The 16,371-nt window shown below is 48.1% G+C and carries 12 protein-coding genes; 1 reads left to right on the top strand and 11 read right to left on the bottom strand.

Features of this window, described 5'->3' with window-relative positions; translation table 11 throughout:
* Nucleotides 1-16: 16 nt before the first annotated feature.
* From ADA01nite_RS02415 to ADA01nite_RS02365, 11 genes are all read right to left on the bottom strand, one after another.
* Nucleotides 17-1,525: a LysM peptidoglycan-binding domain-containing protein gene (locus ADA01nite_RS02415; protein ID WP_170230100.1), complete on the bottom strand. Its 1,509-nt coding sequence runs from the start codon at nt 1,523-1,525 to the stop codon at nt 17-19.
* A gap of 248 nt (nt 1,526-1,773) precedes the next feature.
* A complete protein-coding gene (locus ADA01nite_RS02410; RefSeq protein ID WP_146808307.1) occupies nt 1,774-2,817 on the bottom strand; it encodes a Cj0069 family protein in 1,044 nt (347 codons plus the stop codon).
* Nucleotides 2,818-3,119: 302 nt separating this feature from the next.
* A complete protein-coding gene (gene hemL / locus ADA01nite_RS02405) occupies nt 3,120-4,409 on the bottom strand; it encodes a glutamate-1-semialdehyde 2,1-aminomutase (RefSeq protein ID WP_146808306.1) in 1,290 nt (429 codons plus the stop codon).
* Nucleotides 4,410-4,434: 25 nt separating this feature from the next.
* Entirely contained in the window at nt 4,435-5,415 is a 981-nt protein-coding gene (hemB, locus tag ADA01nite_RS02400) for a porphobilinogen synthase (protein WP_146808305.1), read from the bottom strand.
* Nucleotides 5,416-5,434: 19 nt separating this feature from the next.
* Nucleotides 5,435-6,217: a uroporphyrinogen-III synthase gene (locus tag ADA01nite_RS02395; protein WP_146808304.1), complete on the bottom strand. Its 783-nt coding sequence runs from the start codon at nt 6,215-6,217 to the stop codon at nt 5,435-5,437.
* Nucleotides 6,214-7,140 carry a hydroxymethylbilane synthase gene (gene hemC, locus ADA01nite_RS02390; protein WP_146808303.1) on the bottom strand — a complete coding sequence of 309 codons (927 nt, stop codon included), beginning with the start codon at nt 7,138-7,140 and terminating at the stop codon, nt 6,214-6,216. The genes ADA01nite_RS02395 and hemC overlap by 4 nt, the downstream gene beginning before the upstream one ends.
* A gap of 15 nt (nt 7,141-7,155) precedes the next feature.
* Nucleotides 7,156-7,977, bottom strand: coding sequence for a cytochrome C assembly family protein (locus ADA01nite_RS02385; RefSeq protein WP_146808302.1), 822 nt, complete (start codon nt 7,975-7,977; stop codon nt 7,156-7,158).
* A 30-nt stretch (nt 7,978-8,007) separates the two neighbouring features.
* Nucleotides 8,008-9,366: a glutamyl-tRNA reductase gene (gene hemA, locus ADA01nite_RS02380; protein ID WP_146808301.1), complete on the bottom strand. Its 1,359-nt coding sequence runs from the start codon at nt 9,364-9,366 to the stop codon at nt 8,008-8,010.
* A gap of 258 nt (nt 9,367-9,624) precedes the next feature.
* Entirely contained in the window at nt 9,625-11,790 is a 2,166-nt protein-coding gene (locus tag ADA01nite_RS02375; protein WP_281285961.1) for an RNA degradosome polyphosphate kinase, read from the bottom strand.
* Nucleotides 11,791-11,816: 26 nt separating this feature from the next.
* Complete coding sequence (locus ADA01nite_RS02370) at nt 11,817-13,346, bottom strand: Ppx/GppA phosphatase family protein (RefSeq protein WP_146808300.1); 1,530 nt, start codon at nt 13,344-13,346, stop codon at nt 11,817-11,819.
* Nucleotides 13,347-13,468: 122 nt separating this feature from the next.
* On the bottom strand, nt 13,469-15,088 hold the full coding sequence (locus ADA01nite_RS02365) for a methyl-accepting chemotaxis protein (protein WP_170230098.1): 1,620 nt from the start codon (nt 15,086-15,088) through the stop codon (nt 13,469-13,471).
* 202 nt (nt 15,089-15,290) lie between these two features.
* On the opposite strand from ADA01nite_RS02365, the gene ADA01nite_RS02360 reads away from it, so the two are divergent.
* Nucleotides 15,291-16,211, top strand: coding sequence for a DMT family transporter (locus ADA01nite_RS02360; RefSeq protein WP_146808298.1), 921 nt, complete (start codon nt 15,291-15,293; stop codon nt 16,209-16,211).
* Nucleotides 16,212-16,371 lie beyond the last annotated feature (160 nt).

Raw genomic sequence — 16,371 nt, 5'->3', positions numbered from 1 at the left:
TTTTCTCCCTCTGACTTTATGATTTTACCGGAATATACAACACCTGACCTTTGGCCACTGTCGCATTCGTGTGCAATCCGTTCGCTGCGGCGATGTCAGCCGGACTGACGCTGTACTTCTCGGCGATGCCGTCAAGCGTTTCATCTTGCTGGGTGATGCACATTTTTAGGCGTGTGAACTTTTCGGCATCCTGCTTCATAAAAGACGTTAAATACAATGCACCTTCTTTTCTTGAAATTTCTGCTTTTTCCGGTTCTTCACTTCTCGCCGGCTCTTCTTCCTGAATTTCTTCTACTCTTTTTATGTCTACCGGATCAGCCTCCGTTTTTTCTTCACGCTGAGCATACGATGATAGCAAGGAGGTTGTTACCGTTACAGGGTCCCGTTTTGTACCTTTTAGCGTAATGGATACTTTTGCTCCACCCTTTTCCGCTTCAGGCTCTGTCCCCTCTTCCTCTGCCGGAGCAGCGTCCCCCTCTTCTGCTTCGAATGAAGCCGCCTCTCTTTCCGCTTCAAGCTCAGCGGTGTCTTCTATCTGTGCCTGCCCTTCATCCACAGTCGTCCCTTTCTCTCGTGCGGGTTGGCTCTCCGCTGTTACTTCCTGTACCGGTACCGGTGCATCCTCTACCCTTGCTGTTTGAACTTGTGCTTCATCTTCTTCTCCCCGTATCTCTTGGATTGATACCGGATTTTCTTCTTCGATTTTCGCTGCCTGAACCTTGTCTTCGTCTTTATTTGTCTGTATTTCTTGGATAGATGCCGGTGTCTCTTGAATAGGTGCCGGGGTTTCTTTCTGTTCCTCTGACTCTTGCGGTTGCTCGAATGCAACAGGCTCAATTTCCGGTTGCACTTCAGCTTCTTCTACAGGCTCCTGCTCTTTCACTGCTTCCTCTTCCGTCTCTTCCAGACGCGCTTCATCTGATTCCGGGGCTTCATTCGACTCCGTGGCTTCCTCTCTCTCTTCCTCCTGCTCCTCTTCCTTTCTGGAAGCTGCATACTCGAACGAAAGCGGAATTTCCGAGGATTGCTCTGCACTGGAATTTGTGAAGACTTCGCTCTTCACCCCGTTTAACGCCAGTTCCGCAAATACGCCGAGTTTGCGCGCGGACTGAATATCATAATCAAACGAAACAATAGAAGCGTAGATTTGCTCCACATCTTCAATTTTGCTGCGTGCGATACGGATGTGCACAGGAATTTTTTCCATAAACGAGGTGAATTCACTTGTGTCTTCAAAATCATCCGGATCCACAGCAAATGGATTAAAGACAACAGAATCCACATACCCGGTTACCTTAACTTCGTTATCATCAAGCGAGATATCCGGGAATTTCGGGGGTTTGCCTGCATATTTTCCTTCCAGCTTTAAGTATCCGGACACAATCACTTCATCCGCCGTTTCTTTGATTTGAATATGCGGCGTTAATTCTATCTCATCAATCTGCTCAATTTCGCTCTGGTCAGGGGAAAGAAAGACGGAGTGCTGCACCGGAAACGTCAATATCGCTTCTTGATTGTCCTGCATGCTGAAGAAATCCTCCCTCCTCAAATGGCTTTCTTTAAAATATATAGGGAGAAAAAAGAGGATATGCTCATTTTCTGTGAAAATCATGAGGAAAGAAGGAAGGGAAAGAGGAAATAAGATCCGGAGAAGAAAAAGGCCTTCGCCTTTTTCTATATTAAAATCCTCTCCTCATTCTTTCCTCTCTTTAAAGAAGCCGTTCCTGCGGCGCATAAGTACCACTGAAACGGCTCGATATTCCAATTACGATTTTATTGCTCTACTGCCTCCACCTGGGAAAGAATGTTGATGATCTCGTCTGCTATGTCTTCACTTAGGGAAAGCTGCGAAGTAAATCCAACACAGGAGCAGTTCATCTCACCTAAAATATAACAGTCACGTCCCTGTTCATCCGTATCGAGAATGAAGTCTGCGGTCCAGATTAAAGGCAAATCATAGCCGCCCAACTTTTCCGTAATCGTCGGCAGGCTTGCCATAAAAGAATGAACAAGATCTCCCCACTCTTCCGGAGCATCATAGCGGTATTTCGCCCCGGAGAATAACGTGGCGGAAAAGGCGTCCGTGTCTTCGGCCGGTTTCTTATGCACAACATTAACCGGTGTTCGATGAAGCATTAACAAACGAATCTCACCTTCTTTAATACGCGGCAGAAAACGCATATCCACCAGCATTCCGTTTTCTCCTGTGATGTACTGTTCGCAGAATGTCATAAAGTTCTCAAGCGTATGCTCCTCCACATGATTGTCTTTCGCTTCCGTGCAGCGCACAACTGCATCCAGCGGCACCTCTTCCGCCTCACCGATATCGCTGACCAGCTGCACACGCCAGATTCCTTCTCCTGTCGAACCGCGGTTCTGCTTTAGTACTCGCTCACCGTTCTTCAGCGATTTCGGGAAATTCTCTTTAAAGGAAGCAATGTCATAGTAGGCAAACGTATCTTCCGGCACAAGCGGTGTCTCACGCAGCTTAACCAGCGCGTCTTTCGCGCCGTAGTTAATCATGGCGTCCGGATGGGGCATTCCTTTTACACCGAATTCGCACAGTTGACGGATCATCTGGAAGTATGTGCTTTCATCTTTTAAATTCCCCGGGTTAATCCGGCTAACATATGCATCAGCGCTGCGGACCACATGTTCGAAAATCTCGTCTTTCTTCTCGTCAGAATAAAAAATAACTTCCGCCGTCCAGCCGCGCTTTCTCAGCGACTCTACCATCGGCATCGTATCCGGCCGATACCCGTCCGGCCCCTTGTCAGTTCCGCCTGCTACTTCAAAAAAGACAACATGCTTCTTCATTCGCAACTCTCCCTTTTGCGTAAATTTTTTATATAAATTGAGGTACTAACATAATCATAGTCCTTTTGAATTATAATTCTTTCTTGTAAAACTATGATGAAGGGAGGGTCACAAATGTGTAAACGTGCTGTAAATTCCCGTTTTTTCGCTGTGTTATCTTCTTATTTTTTATTTTTACATAATTTTAGTAAAATTAGAACGTTAAAGTGAAAAAATTCACAAATAGTTCATTGATAATACACACATGATAGAAAATAAAATACCCGAAGCTTTTTGATAGCCTCGGGTAACGATATAGAAATCTACAACTGTTTCAACGTATTGTAATTCGCTTCAATCGTCCGTTCGATATCTTCATCCGTATGTGCCATGGACACAAACATGCCTTCAAATTGAGAAGGCGGCAGTGAAATTCCCTCTTCAAGCATAAGACGGAAGTACTTGGCAAAGCGTTCTAAGTCGGATGTTTTCGCTGTTTCATAGTTGATGACTCTTTCACCGGTGAAGAAAACCCCCACCATCGAGCCGACTCGATTAAGATGGACCGGGATGCCGAGTTCTTTGGCATTGGCTGCGATGCCTTCTTCAAGACGGGCACTCTTGCGTTCCAATTCCTCGTATACACCCGGTTTGCCCAGCTCTTTCAATGTAGCATAGCCTGCTGCCATCGCCAGCGGATTGCCTGAAAGCGTACCGGCCTGGTACACCGGACCATCCGGCGCAATCTGACGCATGATCTCTTCTCTACCGCCATAGGCGCCGACCGGAAGACCGCCGCCAATGACCTTGCCCATTGTTGTCAAATCGGGTGTGATGCCGAAGCGGCCCTGTGCACAGTGATAGTCGACGCGAAATCCGGTCATAACCTCATCGAAAATAAGCAATGTTCCGTATTCCAGGGTCAATTCACGCAAACCTTCCAGGAAGCCCGGCAGCGCCGGAACGACACCCATATTGCCCGCCACCGGCTCTACAATAACCGCGGCCAGTTCATGGCCGAAACGCTCAAACGCCACTTTCGCGCTTTCGAGATCGTTGTACGGAACTGTAATCGTATGTGCAGCCACAGAAGACGGCACACCGGGGCTATCCGGCAGGCCAAGCGTCGCCACGCCGGATCCGGCTTTAATTAACAGGCTATCGCCGTGGCCGTGATAGCAGCCTTCAAACTTCATAATCTTATCGCGCTTCGTATAGCCGCGCGCCAGACGCAGGGCGCTCATGGTCGCTTCCGTCCCGGAGTTGACCATCCGAACGACTTCAACCGATGGAACAATCTCGCATACCAGTTTGGCCATCTCTGTCTCCAGTACGGTCGGCGCACCAAAACTGGTGCCTTTTTCCAATACTTCCCGCAGCGCTTCCTGTACTGCCGGATGGCAGTGTCCAAGAATGAGTGGCCCCCAGGAACCTACATAATCAATATACTCGTTTCCGTCCACATCATAAATCTTCGAACCGACGCCGCGTTCCATGTAGACCGGGTTCATACCGACTGATTTGAATGCGCGGACCGGGCTGTTTACGCCGCCCGGCATATATTTTTTTGCCTCGGTAAAACTTTGAATGGATTTATCGTATCCTTTATGCATGCCGTGCTCCTCCTGTTTAGCGTGATTAGTCGATTTCTTTTAACCAGCGGACCGCATCTTTTGCCGAATAGGTAAGGATCATGTCAGCTCCCGCACGTTTCAAGCCGGTCAACAGCTCAAGCGTAATCGCTTTTTCATCCACCCATCCACGCTCGGCCGCCGCTTTAATCATCGAATATTCTCCACTTACATTGTAAGCCGCGACAGGAAGGTCGAAGTTGTCTTTTACTTCGCGGATAATGTCCATATAAGCCATCGCCGGCTTCACCATCAGCATATCCGCTCCTTCTTCTACATCGGAAGCCGCTTCGCGCAGCGCTTCCCGGCGGTTGGCCGGATCCATCTGATATGTCTTACGATCGCCAAATTGCGGCGTGGAATGCGCAGCGTCACGGAACGGACCGTAGAATTGGGATGCATATTTCACCGCGTACGACATAATCGGCGTATTGATAAATCCTGCTTCGTCAAGACCCTGGCGAATCGCCGCCACGAAGCCATCCATCATATTGGACGGCGCGATGACGTCCGCGCCCGCTGCCGCCTGGGATACGGCGGTTTTCACCAGCAGTTCAAGGCTGGAATCATTGTCGACGTATCCTTCGTGAATCATTCCGCAGTGGCCGTGCTCGGTGTACTGGCACAGACACGTATCGGCCATCGTGACCAGCTCCGGTGCCCATCCCTTGATTTTACGAATTGCCTGCTGAACGATGCCATCTTCCGCATACGCTTCCGAACCGCAAGCATCTTTATTATTCGGCACGCCGAACACGATAATCGACTGAATGCCAAGCTCTGTAACTTCCTGAATTTCTTCTTCCAGGCGATCAAGCGAATAATGGAACACGCCCGGCATGGAAGAGATTTCATGCTTCGTATCGTTTCCTTCTACGACAAACAACGGATAAATAAAATCGTTGGCATGAAGATACGTTTCACGGACAAGGTTTCTCATCGCAGCTGTTGTGCGCAGACGGCGATGACGTTGAAAATACAAAGACATACTTATATCCTCCTTCGGGTTACCACCCGGTATACTTCGACATAGCCTCAATCAGCCCGTCAATGCTGTATTCATCCCCCATCACATGAACGGCGAGCCCTTCCTCGCGTGCCGCCCTGGCCGTTACCGGGCCAATGACGGCGATATGTACGCCATCCATATACCGCCGCCTCTCCTCTGCATCGAAGGCAGCCAGAAAATAACGCACGGTTGATGGGCTTGTAAATGTAATCATATCGACTTTTCCTTGCTTCAGCTTGTCTTTTAGCTCCGCAATATTTTCCTCTGCCCTTACCGTATCATAAGCCGGTGCGTCTGTCACTTCAAGACCAAGCGCACGCAGACCTTGTGGCAATACATCGCGGCCAATGTTCGCTCTGGGCAGAAGCACTCTTTGTCCCGCTTTTAGTTTGCCCCGCATCGTTTCCAATAAGTGCTCGGCAGTAAATTTCCCGGGAATGTGCTGCACAGAAAGCCCCCGTGCTTCAAGCGCGGCGGCTGTTTTCGTTCCCACTGCGGCAATCCGGCCGGTAAATCCGGACATATCAATATCGAGTTCTTCCAGCCGTTGAAAGAAAAAACTAACCCCATTTACACTAGTAAAAAAAATCCAGTCAAATGAGGGAAGCCGCCGCAGTGCACAATCAAACATGGTTTGATCGGCGGGTGGAACGAATCGAATGACCGGACAGGCGAATCCCTCGCCCCCCCGTTCTTCAATCTTGCGAATAAACGCCCGCGCCTGCTCCCGTGATCTTGTTACTACGATACGCTTGCCGGCGAGAGATGCGTCCATACTCATGCTTGATTGTCCTTATATACTTTTTCAAGAATTTTGTCTGCGCCCTGCTCCTTCAGCTTATTGGCCAGGTTCACACCAAGCGTTTCCGGATTTTCATCTTCCATGCTTTCTTTCAGTACGGTATGCCCATCCGGATCGCCCACAAACCCTGTCAGAGAGATGAGTCCCTCTGTCACAGTAGCATGAGCGGCAATCGGCACCTGGCAACCACCTTCAAGCGTACGCAGGAAAGCCCGCTCCGCCCGGGTAGCAAGCATTGTGTCACTATCGTTCAACTTACTCAACAGTCCGAGCAGCTCCGTATCGTCTTCACGGCATTCAATCGCCAGGGCACCCTGTCCGACCGCCGGCAGGCTCACTTCTACAGGCAGAAATTCGGTAATTTCTCCCTTCCACTGCATGCGCTCAAGGCCTGCGGCTGCAAGGATGATGGCAGAGAAACTCTCTTCTTTAAGTTTGCGCATCCGGGTATCGATATTACCCCGAATCGGCTCAATCACAAGGTCGGGACGCAGCGCTTTCAACTGGGAAGCGCGGCGCAGGCTGCTCGTTCCCACGATGGAACCTGCCGGCAATTTATCAAGCGGCGTACCGTCTTCGCTTATCAGCACGTCCCGCACATCCACGCGCTTCGGTACACACCCGATGGTGAGACCTTCCGGAAGCAGTGCCGGCATATCCTTCATGCTGTGCACGGCCATGTCAATCTCCCCATCGAGCAGCGCCTGCTCGATTTCTTTGACGAACAGCCCTTTGCCGCCGACCTTGGAAAGCGTGACATCAAGAATGCGGTCCCCCTTTGTCACAATCTTCTTCACTTCGAACTCGAACGGGAGCCCGAAGCTTTTCAAACGATCGATGACCCAGTTTGTCTGTGTCAGCGCCAGCACACTCTGCCTGGAACCCACGATGATTTTTCTCATGTCAATTCTCCTTTTCTATAGCCACTGATGAAATGATGAAACCGATCCGGAAATCAAGTAATTCAACAAAATCAATGAAAACGCCGCCGCGTTCCACAAAGCCAGTTTCCGGCCGACCCATCCGTACGTTACCCGTTGATACAAATACAGCGAATAGACGATGAGAACGCCCACCGAAGTAAGAACTTTCGGATCAAGCCAGATGCTATAACTGACTTTAAGATGCGCCCAGATGGCCCCAAGAATCAACGCCATCAGCAAAAGCGGCACCCCTATCATGTTAAAGCGGTATGAATACAAATCAAGCAGTCCAAGCCCCGGAAGCCTCTGCAGCCATTTATTCCACTTTTTTTGCTTCAGCATGCGGTCTTCCACCAAATACATCAGCGAAAAAATGAACGAGAGCGAGAAAGTTGCATAGGCGAGCAGCGCCAGACTGATATGAATAAATAATAGCTCTGACGTCAGACGTTCCGTCACCATTGACGAGGCGTCCTTATTGGCAAAGAAATTCAACGCTAATACGGCAAAGCCCAGAATGTTCGTGAAAAATACCAGCAAATCAATTCGGAACAAGTAGTTGATAACGAGGGAAAACGTAACCAGTATCCACGAATAAAAAAAGAGCGTTTCAAACAGCGTCAATACCGGAAAATACTCTTTCTCCATCATGCTAAGGACAAAAAAGACGCTTTGCAGCGTCCAGACAATGGAAAGCAGCCAGAAGGCGGTTCGATTTACCTTCCGGCTGCGGTTTAGAAAATCAGCAAAATATAGCAAAATGCTGCAAGCATAAATATAAATGATGGCATCGTAAATAAGGCTTTCATGAAACAAGTGGCATAACTCCTCTCCTCAGGAGCATAACTAGAACGCTTGCTGTTCGGTCAACAAACGACGCTGACGAACCGGGATATAAGAAGCTTCTCTTTCTTCCTCTGTCTGCTCTGTCTCTTCGAACGCGTTCTCCAGTGCGAACAACTTGATAAACATATCGAGCGCTTCATCTGCGCCCGGCTGCCCCGCCATTTCTTTGATGCGCACGATCGGATCATGCATAATTTGGTTAATCAAACTGCGCGTCTGCTTATTAATCATGCGAATCTCTTTCTCCGTTAACTCCGGACACTTGTTCTGAATGTTGCGCATCGCTTCCTGTTGGTACGCAAGCAACTTCTCACGCAATGCGCTGATGAGCGGACCGACACCCAGCGTATTGAGCCATGCTTTGAAAGCGACTAACTCTTCGCCAATCATAACACCGATTTTCTCGGCTTCACGGGCACGATCGCGCATATTGGCTGCCACAATGCCTTCGAGGTCATCGATATCATACAGATACACGCCATCCAAGTCATTAATGGCAGGGTCCAGATCGCGCGGCACGGCAATATCAATCATAAACAGCGGACGATGGCGCCGCTTGCGCATAATCGCTTCCACGTCCCGCTTCGTTACTACGTATTCATTTGAACCAGTGGAGCTAATGACAATATCGGCCAGCACAAGAGCTTCCCGCAGACGGTCCATCGGTATAGCTTTGCCGCGGAACTTCTCTGCAAGCGCAACAGCACGTTCATATGTGCGGTTTGCCACGAGCACATGCGCCGCTCCATTCGCATGCAGATGCTTTGCGGTCAACTCGCTCATCTTGCCCGCTCCAAGAATCAGAACGGTTTTATCGTTAAAGTAACCAAATACTTTTTTTCCGAGTTCAATGGCGGCGTAGCTTGTTGAAACGGCATTTTTGTTGATTTCCGTTTCGGAATGGGCGCGCTTGGCCAGCGTAATCGCCTGCTGGAACAGTTTGTTGAACACCGTGCCGGTAGCACCGTTTGCCTGCGATAAGGCAAACGCGTCTTTCACCTGTCCCAGGATTTGCGTTTCACCAAGCACCATAGAGTCCAGTCCACAGGCTACACGGAACAGGTGCTGTACAGCCGCGTCATTTTCTTTGATATAGATATGGTCGACGAATTCTTCCCGCTGCACATGAAACCACTCCGAGAGATAATTCTTAATGAAGTGGCGGCCCGTGTGCAATTGGTCGACGACCGCGTAAATTTCCGTTCTGTTGCAAGTGCCAACAATTACACACTCTAATATGCTTTTTGTGCTCTGCAGTTTCTTAAGCGCTTCCTGCTTGTCCTCATCCAAGAATGCGAACCGCTCACGGATTTCCACCGGGGCTGTACGGTAATTTAACCCGATTGTTAGAATGTGCATAATTGACACCCCATCCTACTTCTTTATATTGTATGTGATTAGTTTGCGCTGTCGTCTCTTTGCTATACTATACGCTCGTTTTTGCACGTACCTAATTATATCACTTTCTATCCTAAATTCCGAAACGAAATATGAAAAATTTATGAATATGATATCCATATTACCGTACACCGTATAAACACTATCATTATTATAGCAAAAAAAGCGACCAGGACAAAAAGGCATTCCGCGTTAAATTCCGGAATGCCTAACGTTTTTTCACACTTCTTCCACATGTGTTTTCGGTTTTAATTGCTTCATGTACGGAGTCTGCTGAATCTTTTTCGCATTTTTAACCGCCAGATTATGGAGATAAAGCTGACTGTGCATCCGCTTCTCTCCTTCCTTCTGCTGCACTCTCGTATAAACACCCTGGAAATTCAACTCTCTTGCCTTCACATTATCCTGCAAGAGCACACGCAAAATCTCTTTGACTCGTTCTTTCAACGAAGGCACTTCGATAGGAAACATGATTTCCACACGCCGTTCCATATTGCGCGTCATCCAGTCGGCGCTCGACAAATATACCTGTTCTTCACCACCATTCTGGAAGTAAAAAATACGGGAGTGTTCCAGGAAACGGTCGACAATGCTATATACGCGAATATTTTCGCTTACACCCGGAATGCCGGGACGCAGGCAGCAAATGCCACGGATGATCATGTCAATCTGTACGCCGGCCACCGACGCTTTAAATAACGCTTTAATCAGCTTCTTATCCGTCAGCGCATTCATTTTCAAAATGATACGACCCGGATTGTCAGGCGTACTTTTCGCAATTTCGTTATCAATTAACCGCAGAATTTTGTTGCGCAAACCGTTTGGCGCTGCTTCAATCTTCTTCCATTTCGGCGGCTTCGAATAACCGGAGAGATGGTTGAATATATACGAAGCGTCAATGCCAAACGGTTCACTGCATGTAAACATACCTAAATCGGTATACAGCCGGGCGGTCGAATCGTTATAGTTACCGGTCCCGAGGTGGACATAACGTATCAGCTTTTGCCCTTCCTGACGCACGACGAGGGTGATTTTACAATGTGTTTTTAACCCTACCAGGCCATAAATGACATGGCAACCCGCTTTCTCAAGTTTTTTCGCCCAAACGATATTATTCTCCTCATCGAAGCGTGCCTTCAGCTCCACAAGAACAGTGACTTGCTTCCCGTTCTCTGCAGCTTTTGCCAGCGCTCCTACAATAGGCGAATCTCCACTTACCCTATATAATGTTTGTTTAATCGCCAGGACGCTCGGATCTTCTGCCGCCTGCTGGACGAAATGTACAACCGGATCGAATGATTCATACGGATGATGGACGAGAATATCTCTGTGGGCGATTGCTTCGAATATATTGCTCTCTCCGATAAAGTCGGCCGGCGGCTGCGGCGGCAAACTTTGATACCTTAGATCGCTGTAACCGGGCAGCGAATAAAATTTCATCAGGAACGTTAAATCAAGCGGACCTGAGACTTCATAAATATCGCTCGTCTCAATCTCAAGCGACTCCTGTAGAATGCTTTTCATGTACGGCTCCATATCCGAGGTGATTTCCAGGCGCACAGCCGCACCCCAGCGGCGTTTCTTAAGCTCTTTTTGCACTTCTTCCAGCAAATCTTCCGCGCCTTCCTCGTCCAGCGTAAGATCGGCGTTGCGCGTAATGCGGAACGGCTTGACCGATAAGATCTGGTTGCCTTTGAACAAAAAATCGACATAATAGCAAATGACATCCTCAAGAAGAATAAATTGCGCCGTGCCTTCCGGGCTGGGCAGCTGGATATAGCGCTGCAGAACGGAAGGCACCTGCACAACAGCGAATAATACTTTGCCTTTTTCATCTTTCTCGCTCTCCAGCATTACGGCCAAATTAACGCTCTTGTTTAACAGCATCGGGAATGGACGGCTGGCATCTACCGCCATCGGCGTCAGCACCGGATAGATCCGGTCGTAAAAGTACGTGCGCAGGAACGTATGCTGTTCTTCCGTCAACTCCTCCGGTTTGACAAACGATATGCCATGCGAGGCAAGCTCAGGAATAAGCTTTTGATACAGCAGCTTGTACTGCGTTTCAACCATTTTATGCGCTTCGTGCGAAATGGCGGTCAATTGTTGGCGCGGCGTCATGCCCGCTTTATTTTCCGGCGTCGTAATACCATGCTTCTCCTGATCCTTCATCGAACCGACACGTACCATGAAAAACTCGTCGAGATTCGAACTTGTAATCGCAAGGAACTTAAGCCGCTCCAGGATCGGATTGTTCTCATCTTCCGCCTCTTCCAGGACACGACGATTGAATGCAAGCCAGCTTAGCTCCCGGTTAATGTAGTAAGATGTACAATCGAAGTCGATTTTGTTATCCTTTTCATTTACAGCTGTCATTTCCCCCATCGCTTTCTACCTCTTTTTTAAAATTTTTATTTACTCTTCCATTCCAAGCGAAGCGGAAGGCCAAATTGCTTTCTAAATTTCTTTTTATGCTCTTCGAGTGTCTGCGCCTCTAAGGATTGCTCATTGACTCTGCCCCAGCAATACAGCACAACCACACCGTCACTGCACAACAGCTTCACATCCGATATCTGCTGACTTTCTGTTCGATCAAGCGCACGTGCCATCAACAGAAGAAGGCCAAGCTGCTCAACCATCTGCAAATCCGCTTCAGAGACCATCGACTCATACGGGGCGACCAATCGCTGCATCCGTTTTGATCCCTTGTATGAAGCGATTAATGCCGCAAGCAATCGCTGCTTATGTGTTAATCCAGGCAAAAACACGTTCACCATCAGATAGAAAGTATGCTGATTCCATTCGCCAATGTTAATCATGCGGCCGATATCATGCAGGCGTGCCGCAACGCTTACCAGACGTTTTTCTTCGGGGCCGTAAGAATGCAGCCCTTCTTTTGCCAGCTGTTCAAATAGGGTACAGGATAAATTGTCTACATGCCGGGCATGCACCTGGTTTACTTTATAATTGACCATCAATGCATATATGCCTTCTTCGACTACATCGTCAAGTAGCGTCAGGTTTTTCGCTTTTAGCCGTGACTCCATATGCACGCCGTCCCTCAACCCTTTATTGCTGACAATAAACCGCTCACTTCCGATACACTCGAGCAGCACTTTAATAATATAGATACCGGGGACAATAATGTCCGCTCTCTCTTTCGACAATCCCTCCACACCCTGCATTTGCGTGGGAGAAAGTTCTTTCAGATAATGAAAAACCGTATCGACATGATATTTCTTCATGTGATAATTGTGCAGACTCGCAAACGGATAACGCATCATTTTCTGGTGGACTTTCGCCAAATTACGCGCGCTCCCCCCCATTCCGATAAGTGAATATTTCTTCTCCTTTATCCATGGATGGGCCAGGAATTGCTCCTTTAGATACTTCTCCAACGAGACCAGTTCCGCATCCGTTGGAATCCCGTTACGGAAAAATTGCTTTGCCAGCGTTACGGCTCCGAACGGAAAGCTGTAGCTCTCTACGAGCTTACGATCTGCAAACTTCACCAATTCAGAGCTGGCGCCTCCGATGTCAATGGTAAACCCTTCTGACACGCTCATCGTATTTACAACGGCCAGATAGCCGTAATACGCTTCTTCTTCACCTGAAAGCACCCGGAACGTAAAGCCTGTGGTTTCATATATTCTCGTTAAAAGTTCTTCCTTATTTATCGCTTTGCGTACGGCTGCGGTCGCCACACCGATGACGGACGAGACCTTTCGCGCTTCACAAAGTTGACGGTACTGGGTCAGCACACGCAGCACTTCTTTTATTCCAGGCTCGATGATTTCATTGTGTTCATTTAAAAATGTGCTTAAACGAATGGTGTTTTTAATATTATCAACTTCGTATGATGTGCCTTCAGCCGTTTCGTAATAAATGACCAGTCGGACAGAATTCGATCCCATGTCGATAACGGCGCTGTATTTATCCATCAGCAACCAACCTTATCATGTCTTTTTATTTTATAATGGCTATTGTAGTCGAAAAATATTGAGCATTTGTAAAGGTTTTGTGAAGTTCGTAATGAAGATTGTGAAATCGCTTACATTTAACGTTAAATGATAAACCGCTTTACAATTTTATGAAGCGATTGTGATTGAGTAGATAGGAGTGCGGCATCTTCCGCCAATTGTTGAATACTGGTGACTTTCTCATCCATCGCTGCCGCCCCGCGTGCCATTGATTCAGTAAATTGTTCGGCTATACCTGTCAGATTTTCGATAATTTTTTCAATCTCTTGAATGTCCGTGATGACACGGTTGGCGAGTTCATAATTGGAAGCAACCTGATGCTTCGTTCGATCGGCGGCGTCGGTCATTTCATGGATGGCAGCGCCCGCGATACGTCCGACTTCGAGGCCTTTCTCGATAGCCGTTACGCTGGTTGTCGCTTTCTCTGCCGCCTGCATAGCCTGCTGCTTTGTTTTTTCCAGCGTCTGTAGAATATCTTCAGCGAATGAAGATGTGCTTTCCGCAAGCTTGCGTACTTCGCCTGCGACGACCGCGAATCCCTTTCCGCTCTCGCCGGCGCGTGCGGCTTCAATGGATGCGTTCAATGCCAGCATATTTGTCTGACGGGCGATATGAGTAATGGCTGATACCTTATTCATAACCTCATAGGTACTCTCTGACACTTGGGAAATGGTACGAACCGACTCTTCAACCGCTGCTTCTATTTGCTTCATCTGGCATTCCGAATCTTCTACAGCTCCCATACCGCGCTTAGAAAATTCGGTTACTTGTGCGGATAAAAGCCGGGCGCTGTCCATGTGTTCCTGCATCTGCCTTACTTCGCTCATAATCTGGGTCATCATCGCTCTCAGCTCTTCCAGTGAACCGAGCTGACCCTCCGTCCCTTCACGAAATGTCCGCATCATCTGCGACATTTGCTCAAATGTTTCAGCCAGCTGCCTGGACTCATTCGCCTGGTGTCCGCTGACTTCCTGGGTCACTTCGGCAGAAGCAGCCAACTCTCGAATAATATCGCGTGTACCGATGACAATTTTATTTAATTCATATCCCATTTGAGCAAACTGATTTCTCCCGTGGCTCGGAGCGGCCACCGTTAAATTGCCGGCGGAAATGCTGCGTGTGACACGGTACCACTCTTTCAACCTTGATTGAAGCTGATAATAGAAGAAAGCGGCGCCTACTACGCCTGTCAGAAGAGAAAAAGCGGCACATAGGAAGAAGAGCGGTTCAGCCTTTATTATGGCCAATCCTGCAATAATCATAATAAGCGATGGGAAAACTCCCAGTCCGTAGACGGCGGGCATAAGGAACGGTCTATGCACCAGACGCCCCATCCGCAAATTGTACCGCTGTCCGTCTTCAAACCTAATGACCGGACATGAAGCATCAATCAGCACCTCGCCCGTATTGCGCGGATACAATTGCAGAAGCGGTATATCCGTGGTAGCGGCTTTCTCACCCACTTTATCACTAAATAATGTGCCTTCCCGCAGACGATTTGTATGCAGTAAACCAAGTCCTTTCTCATCGACGAACACAAAATATTCATCATGGCTCAACTCTTCATCCATAATGCGTCGGATTTCCTCAGCACATCGTTCAAATGAACCGGCGCGCTCTAAGACAGGGGCCATACGTTTAGCGACCCGCTGAACTTTTGCAAGGCCGGAACGGGCGCTACGCGTCTTTAACAAGTTTTCCATCAGCATTCCTCCCAGAGATGAACTTTCATAATAAGAACAATTCTCTATAAAACCATGATTTACCTGCTCTTCATCTTTTCATTAACAGAAAATTTTATCTATTGTTCATCTCTTGCTTTTCGTTATAATAAAGATTATCTGTATATAATTAGAAATTTTTATAGAATATAGATGCCTTACAGAGAGAAAGGGTGAGAACAAGTTGAGAAAATCTATGATAGCGGATGGAATTTTATTACTGGTGGCACTCGTCTGGGGAGCGACATTCGTTGTTGTGCAGAACGCCATTGCCACACTGCCCCCACTCACATTTAACGGTGTGCGTTTTTTGCTGGCTTCGGTATTCCTGCTATTGTTTTTGTTGTTATTTTACCGTCCGCAATTACATAAGATGAACGGAAAGCTGGTCATAGCAGGAATGATTTTGGGGATCTGGTTGTTCTGCGGCTATGCATTTCAGACGATCGGCCTGCTCTATACGAGCTCGTCGAAAGCAGGATTCATTACCGGATTGTCGGTCGTGCTCGTGCCCGTCTTTGCCCTTTTGATTCTAAAGCAAAGGCCCAAACCGCCTGCCGTTATCGGTGTTATGCTTGCTACTGTCGGATTGTATCTCTTAACGCTTGGAGATACGATAAACGTCAACGAGGGCGATGTGCTTGTCTTCCTCTGTGCAATTTCTTTTGCGCTACAAATCATCTTTACCGGACGTTATGCGCCCCAGTTTCCTTCGCTGGCACTGGCGTTCGTGCAAATTCTTACGGTAGCGGTATTAAGCGGAGGGGCCGCTTTCTTCTTTGAGGACTGGCAGACGACACTGACATGGAAAACACTCGCCACACCGACCGTGTACTGGGCACTGTTGATTACCGCCGTACCTGCGACAGCACTGGCGTTTCTGGCACAAACCGAATGCCAGCGCTTTACGACGGCGACACGGGTTGCGCTGATTTTCGCAATGGAACCGGTGTTTGCGGCAGCCACCGCGTATCTATTTAATGAAGAAATTCTCGGAGGACGGGCGCTAATCGGTTGTTTATTTATTTTTATCGGTATGATTCTGGCAGAGCTTCAGCCCGAACAGGTGATGTCCTGGGTAAAAAAACGAAAAACATCCTTCTAGCTTCAGCCTTGTCCTTCGCAAGCGAGGAAATTGAGATATAGAGGAACTGTATGAGTCAATCAAACAAGTTCTATCACGGCTGCTGCGGTATACTGTCCGCACTGCGGAATGAAACTAAAATCCTCTCAGAAGCAGCAATGAACGTAGAAAGGGACCCCCT

Source organism: Aneurinibacillus danicus (assembly GCF_007991215.1).
GTDB lineage: Bacteria > Bacillota > Bacilli > Aneurinibacillales > Aneurinibacillaceae > Aneurinibacillus > Aneurinibacillus danicus.
Note: the sequence above shows the minus strand (reverse complement) of the source record. Positions and strands in the feature narration are given on the sequence as shown.